General features: G+C 63.3%; 6 protein-coding genes. 4 read left to right on the forward strand and 2 right to left on the reverse strand.

The window, feature by feature from the left end; all coding sequences use genetic code 11:
- Both sufB and RWT78_RS26625 read right to left on the reverse strand, forming a co-directional pair.
- A partial coding sequence (gene sufB, locus RWT78_RS26620; RefSeq protein WP_314682016.1) for a Fe-S cluster assembly protein SufB occupies nt 1–963 on the reverse strand: 963 nt, incomplete at its 3' end.
- A gap of 155 nt (nt 964–1,118) precedes the next feature.
- The gene (locus RWT78_RS26625) at nt 1,119–1,865 is read right to left on the reverse strand and encodes a metalloregulator ArsR/SmtB family transcription factor (RefSeq protein ID WP_269750909.1); all 747 of its coding nucleotides are present in this window, start codon (nt 1,863–1,865) and stop codon (nt 1,119–1,121) included.
- A gap of 130 nt (nt 1,866–1,995) precedes the next feature.
- On the opposite strand from RWT78_RS26625, the gene mptB reads away from it, so the two are divergent.
- The 4 genes from mptB to RWT78_RS26645 all read left to right on the forward strand — a co-directional run.
- Nucleotides 1,996–3,750: a polyprenol phosphomannose-dependent alpha 1,6 mannosyltransferase MptB gene (gene mptB / locus RWT78_RS26630; RefSeq protein WP_003944776.1), complete on the forward strand. Its 1,755-nt coding sequence runs from the start codon at nt 1,996–1,998 to the stop codon at nt 3,748–3,750.
- Complete coding sequence (locus RWT78_RS26635; protein ID WP_314682019.1) at nt 3,747–4,688, forward strand: ABC transporter ATP-binding protein; 942 nt, start codon at nt 3,747–3,749, stop codon at nt 4,686–4,688. The genes mptB and RWT78_RS26635 overlap by 4 nt, the downstream gene beginning before the upstream one ends.
- A 14-nt stretch (nt 4,689–4,702) precedes the next feature.
- Nucleotides 4,703–5,539 (forward strand): ABC transporter permease, encoded by an 837-nt coding sequence (locus tag RWT78_RS26640; protein WP_374223444.1) that lies wholly within the window; start codon nt 4,703–4,705, stop codon nt 5,537–5,539.
- A gap of 47 nt (nt 5,540–5,586) precedes the next feature.
- A partial coding sequence (locus RWT78_RS26645; protein ID WP_314682023.1) for a hypothetical protein occupies nt 5,587–6,942 on the forward strand: 1,356 nt, incomplete at its 3' end.

Here is a 6,942-nt window from a genome sequence, read left to right on the forward strand (position 1 = left end):
CGGGTACTTCATGGTGACCTTGGAGCCGATGTTGCCGTCGACCCACTCCATGGATCCGCCGGCCTCGACCTTGGTGCGCTTGGTCACCAGGTTGTAGACGTTGTTGGACCAGTTCTGGATGGTCGTGTAGCGGCAGTGGCCGCCCTTCTTCACGATGATCTCGACGACGGCCGAGTGCAGTGAATCGGACTTGTAGATCGGCGCGGTGCAACCCTCGACATAGTGCACGGAGGCATCTTCGTCGACGATGATCAGGGTGCGCTCGAACTGACCCATGTTCTCGGTGTTGATGCGGAAGTACGCCTGCAACGGGATGTCCACGTGGACTCCCGGCGGAACGTAGATGAACGAGCCACCGGACCACACGGCGGTGTTCAGCGCGGAGAACTTGTTGTCGCCGGCCGGGATGACCGATCCGAAGTACTCCTTGAACAGCTCCGGGTGCTGCTTGAGACCGGTGTCCGTGTCGAGGAAGATGACACCCTGCTCCTCGAGATCCTCACGGATCGAGTGGTAGACGACCTCGGACTCGTACTGAGCTGCGACGCCGGCAACGAGGCGCTGCTTCTCCGCCTCGGGGATGCCGAGCTTGTCGTACGTGTTCTTGATGTCCTCGGGCAGGTCTTCCCACGACTCGGCCTGCTTCTCGCTGGACCGGACGAAGTACTTGATGTTGTCGAAGTGGATGCCTTCGAGGTCGGAGCCCCAGTTCGGCATCGGCTTCTTGTCGAAGGTGCGCAGCGCCTTGAGGCGGATGTCGAGCATCCACTCGGGCTCGCTCTTCTTGGCGGAGATGTCCCGCACGACAGCCTCGGACAACCCGCGCTGCGCGCTGGCTCCGGCTTCGTCGGAATCGGACCAGCCGTAGCCGTAATGACCGAGGGACGCGATGGTCTCTTCCTGCGTGAGCGGCTCGGTGCCTGCTGCCGCAGTGGTAGTCGCCTGGTCTGATGTGACGGTCATGCGAGCTCCTTCCGGAGTCTTGTTTCTTGACGGCTGCTCGGGTTCAGCGAGGGCTGGTCGCTGTGGTCGAGCAGTTCTGACTTTGAAGAACTAGCTGAAAAATCTCTATTCGAACGCTGCACGGTGGCAACGCTCCGTAGAACACTCTGGTCCGGTCATCTACTCCCGGTGGACACGAGGGGCACGTGCGTCGTGCAGGCGCAGTCACCGTTGGCGATGGTCGCCAGACGCTGAACATGAGTCCCGAGCAATTGCCGGAATGCTTGCTGCTCTGCCTCGCACAGTTCCGGAAACTCTTCTGCCACATGGGAAACCGGGCAATGGTGTTGGCAGATCTGCACGCCGTTACCGACCGGCCGGGTCGACGCTGCGAACCCCACCGCGTTGAAGGCTTCGGCGATTGCGTCCGCTGTCGCCTCGACGTTGTCGACATCTGTCGGATCAGCCGGTTCGACGTCTCCGACGATCGCCTGGACCCGGCGCTTGGCGAACTCCTCGATTGCCGCGTCTCCGCCGATTTCACGGAGTTGCCGCATCGCGGCTCCCGCCAGATCGTCGTAGGTGTGGCCGAGGCGGCCGCGACCGGTCGCGGTGATCTGGAACTGCTTGGCGGGACGACCTCGTCCACGCTGACGCAGCGACGACGCCGAAGCGGTACGGGCTTCGCCCGACTCGATCAACGCATCCAAGTGACGTCGGACACCTGCGGCACTCAAACCGAGGCGCGTGCCGATTTCGGAGGCGGTAATGGGGCCTTCTTCGAGTAGCAGCTTGACCACTGCGGCCCGGGTCTGGCCTTCGACGCTCACCGTCACCGGATTTGCGGCAGCACTAGGCGAGGTCGCTACAGTGGGCTGACCTGCAACTTCCTTGCTTCGAGGGTCTGACGCATTTCTTTTCACAACACAAGTGTGACGGAATTCTTTTCGCAGGTCTACTAAGGGCAACCTGCATTACATTCGGGAATATCCGGACAACGCACGTTGTTTGTGCTTGTCTGTCCGGCTGGATCGAGCCGCTACGCTGCCTGGTGTGCCGCAGACCCCCGAGAAGACCACGACCGCGCGATCGGCGCGCGCGATCCTGCTGGAAAAACCCAAGGCACTCGCGCTTTCCACGATCGGCGTTCGGCCTTTCGGTTCCGCTCCCCGGCAGAGTATGGCCGCGGTGCTGCACGGCGACGAAGACGAGCGCCCTGGCCTGAACGCGAAGGAAACCGCACAACTGCGCGGGATTCGCCGATTCGGCGCAACCGGCGCGGTCTTGATGGCAGTCGGAGCGCTCGGCGCCGGCGCACAACCCGTCCTGCAGAATCCGACCGCAGGACTTCGAGTCCTCAGCCTTCCCGGACGTATGCCGACGGTCTCACTCACCATGACGATGACCGGAACCGTGCTCGTCGTTCTGGCCTGGCTGATGATGGGCCGATTTGCAGTCGGGGACATACGCAGCCGTTCCGGCGCACCGCGGCGCATGACCCGTTCCCAGTTGGACCGCACACTCCTGCTGTGGATCCTGCCGCTCTCGGTCGCACCGCCGATGTTCAGCCGCGACGTCTACTCGTATCTGGCTCAAAGCGAAATCGCGGCCCGTGGACTCGATCCGTACGCCATCGGCCCCAAGGCGGCACTGGGCGTCGACCACGTTCTCACCCGCACGGTTCCGACGATCTGGCGCGACACCCCGGCTCCGTACGGACCGTTCTTCCTGTGGCTGGGACGCGGGATCAGCTCACTGACCGGCGACAACATCGTGGCCGGAATCTTCTTGCACCGCTTGCTCGCATTGGCCGGCGTCGCGCTCATCGTGTGGGCGATACCGCGACTGGCCAAGCGATGCGGTGTCTCTGCCGTCAGTTCGCTCTGGCTCGGTGCCGCGAACCCGCTGTTGCTCTTCCACTTGGTGGCCGGCATCCACAACGAAGCGCTCATGCTCGGGTTGATGCTCGCCGGAATCGAGATCGCTCTCCGCGCAGTCGAAGGGTCCGGGCCCATCCGTGGGCGAGCGCTGTTCTATCTCGTTGCGGGATCAGGTTTGATCGCCTTGTCGTCGACCGTCAAAATTCCGTCCTTGCTTGCCTTGGGATTTGTCGGCATGGCCTTGGCTCGGCGTTGGGGTGGAACCTGGAAGGCCCTGGCGGGAGCCGCGATTCTCCTGGGCATCGTTGCCGCTGTCGTCACGTTTGTCATCAGCGTGGCCAGTGGGCTCGGTATGGGTTGGATCAACACCCTCGACACCGCCACGGCAGTCCGGAGTTGGATGTCCATCCCGACGCTCCTGGGCGTCGGCACGGGATTGGCAGGCGTACTGCTCGGACTCGGCGATCACACGACGGCGATCCTCACGATCACGCGGCCCATCGCTACTCTCGTCGCCATGCTCGTCACCGCACGGATGATGATCTCGGTCTACATGGGCCGCATCCATCCGGTCGGCGGACTCGGCATCGCGCTCGGCGCGATCGTTCTCCTGTTCCCCGTCGTTCAGCCGTGGTACCTGCTGTGGGCGATCCTTCCGTTGGCGGCGTGGGCCACCGCGCCGATTTTCCGCATCCCTGCCGTCGTCTTCACCTCGATCGTCAGCGTCATGTTGATGTCCAACGGCGCCGAATACCTTCCGTTCATGATCGTGCAGGCCGTCATCGCGACCATCCTCACCGCCGGAACGCTCATCGTCTTCACCCGCAATTCACTCCCCTGGCGTAGCGACAAGCCAGTAGCGGAGATCACGAAAGGCGGACCGGTAGACGAAGACAACTCGGCGGGGGCTTACGCTGATTCCCCGTGACCTCGAGAGCCTCCAGATCGTCGACGCCGGCGGTACAGATCCAGGGTGTCGTCAAGTCCTTCGACGGTGTTCGAGCCGTCGACGGTATCGATCTCACTGTCGAGACGGCCCAGGTCGTTGCCCTGCTCGGCCCCAACGGAGCCGGTAAGACAACCACCGTCGAGATGTGCGAAGGGTTTGTCACCCCCGATGCCGGCACGGTTCGAGTGCTCGGTCTCGACCCCATCGCCGACTCCGGTGAAGTCCGCTCGCGAATCGGCGTCATGCTGCAGGGCGGCGGCGCATACCCCGGGTCCAAGGCCGGAGAAATGCTCGACCTCGTGGCCGCATACTCGGCCGACCCGCTCGATCCCGCCTGGCTCCTTTCCAAACTCGGCCTCACCGATGCGCGCAAGACCCCGTACCGCCGCCTCTCCGGAGGCCAGCAGCAACGACTGTCACTGGCGTGCGCGCTGGTCGGCCGTCCCGAATTGGTATTTCTGGACGAACCCACCGCCGGCCACGACGCTCAGGCACGTCTACTCGTGTGGGAACTCATCGACGCTCTGCGACGCGACGGCGTGAGCGTCCTGCTCACCACACACCTCATGGACGAGGCCGAAGCGCTCGCCGACGAACTGGTCATCATCGACCACGGCAAGATCGTCGCGTCGGGAACGCCGGCGGAGGTCACCAGCAAGGGCGCCGAAGGACAACTCCGTCTGACGACGGTTCCCGGTTTGAGCCTCGATTCGCTGGCCGGTTCACTCGCCGGGTTCCGCATCGAGGAATCCAACCCCGGCACCTACGTCGTCGAAGGTGCAATCGATCCGGCAACCGTGGCGACTGTCGCAACGTGGTGTGCCGATCAGGACGTGCTGATCAACGACATTCGCGTCGATCAACGGAGTCTGGAAGACGTCTTCCTCGAATTGACGGGCCGGGAACTGAGGGGATGACGGAGATCAAGGTCATGAACGAAACAGCGTCGAACGGCCAGAGCAGTCCCATCAGCGTTGCCAGAGACCGACGGCTCGCCGAGAACCGCTTCGAGCCAGGCACCTTCTCGCCGGATCCCCGCCCCAATTCGGCGGCCACGATGCTGGCGGCGCAGACCAAACTGGAGCTGACTCTTCTGCTCCGCAACGGTGAGCAATTGCTGCTCACCATGTTCATCCCGATCACCCTGCTCATCGGACTGTGTCTACTTCCGATCGGCGATTTGGGCGATTCTCGGGTCGATACCGTGCTCCCTGGTGTCATGATGGTTGCCGTGATGTCGACGGCGTTCACCGGACAGGCCATCGCCGTCGGATTCGACCGCCGATACGGCGCGCTCAAGCGACTCGGTGCAACGCCGCTACCGCGGTGGGGAATCATCGCAGGCAAGAGCGCTGCCGTCATCATCGTCGTGGCTCTGCAGTCACTCTTGCTCGGCGCTATCGGTTTGGCGTTGGGATGGCGTCCGTCATTCGTCGAACTTGTACTCGGCGCAGTGGTCATTGCCATCGGTACTGTCACATTTGCAGCGCTTGGCCTACTGCTCGGCGGTACTTTGCGAGCAGAGATCGTTCTCGCTCTCGCCAACATCCTGTGGTTCATCATGGTGGGCATCGGCAGTGTGGTCTTCGCCAGTGGTGAACTCCCGACCGCCGTTCACACGCTGGTACGCATTGTTCCGTCCGGTGCTCTCGCACACGCACTCGAAGCGGCCCTAGACACCTCGATGGACTGGTTCTCGATTCTCGTACTACTCATCTGGGCCGCAGTGGCCGGAGTCTGCGCAGCAAGGTGGTTCAAGTTCACGTGAGTACACGACGGACAGCTCAGATCGTCGGCTGTGTGGCCGCAACAGTCATGTTGTGTGCCGGACCCGCAACGGCGACCCCTTCGGTGTCCGGTCCACTCGCACCTGCAAATCCGTACCTCGGTCCCGTCGGTACTTCCACCATGCACGGTGACGCGGGCTCGTCCGACGTCACGCCGCTGCCTGGTCCAGGAACCGGCCCACACGAGGTGACAGCTTTCCCGATGATGGCCGCCTGCCCGACGGTCCTCCAGGGTTCCGACGGCATGATCGTCTCGCTCTGCACGACGATGATCGGCCAGATCCCGACCATCCATTTGATCGATCCGAAGGCCGACGCCACGCCGTTGGGTAGATCCGTAGCACAACTGCCGCTCGCGAAGGGCAGTCTGCTCGGCGGCGTCTACGCCTACCTCGACAACGAGAACCGTCTCGTCGCCGTCGACGGAAACCGTCAACTGGTCCGCATTTCCCATGCGCAGAATCCGGACGGCAGTTGGCGGCTGGAACTCGCGGATGTCATCGATCTCAGTGGTGCGGTTGCCGCCGACGACAACGTCACCGGCCTCGCTCCGGACTGGGAAGGCAATGTCTGGTTCGCCACCGGGCACGGCACCGTCGGGTATGTCGGCGCGGATCGAATCGCGCACAGCATTGCGCTCCCCGAAGGTGAACAGGTGCAGAACAGCATCTCCACCTCCCCGACGGGCACTGCCGTCGCAACGACCCACGCGCTCTACCAACTGAAACGAAATGGCGACGAGGTCGTCATCGACTGGCGTCAGCCGTATGACCGCGGGCCGGCCCGTAATCCGGGTCAGCTCAGCTGGGGAACCGGATCGACGCCGACATACTTCGGCCCGTCGACGGGCAGCGATTTCTTGACCATCGTCGACAACGCCCACCCGACAGTGAGCTTGCATGTCTATCGCGCTGATACGGGCGCCGAGGTGTGCACGCAGCCGGTGTTGTCCGCTGCCAGCCAGGACGGCTCACCGAGCGGCAGCGAGAACTCCCCCGTCGGCATCGGTCATTCCGTCTACGTCGCCGGCACTTACGGATACCCGTACCCCACGACTCCTGAAGGTGCCGGTCCAGCGGTCCCCGCCACGGCACCCTTCAACGGCGGAATGACCCGCGTCGACATCGATCCGGTCGGCTGCCATGTCGTGTGGGACAACACGATTCGTAGCTCCGCGGTACCCCACCTCTCGACGGCTGACGGCTCGATTTACACCGTGACACGAGACGGTGCTCCGAACACCTCTCCGCTGGACGGTTACTCCTTCGCGGTGATCGACTCGAAGGACGGGTCGCAGATCGGTTCGACTCCGCTGCCGTCGACGTTCCTCAACGACACCCGTCAGATGTCTGCACTCATCACCGAGGCGGGCGAGTACTTCCAG

Origin of the sequence: uncultured Rhodococcus sp., from assembly GCF_963525155.1 — a bacterium.
GTDB classification, from domain to species: Bacteria; Actinomycetota; Actinomycetes; order Mycobacteriales; family Mycobacteriaceae; genus Rhodococcus_F; species Rhodococcus_F qingshengii.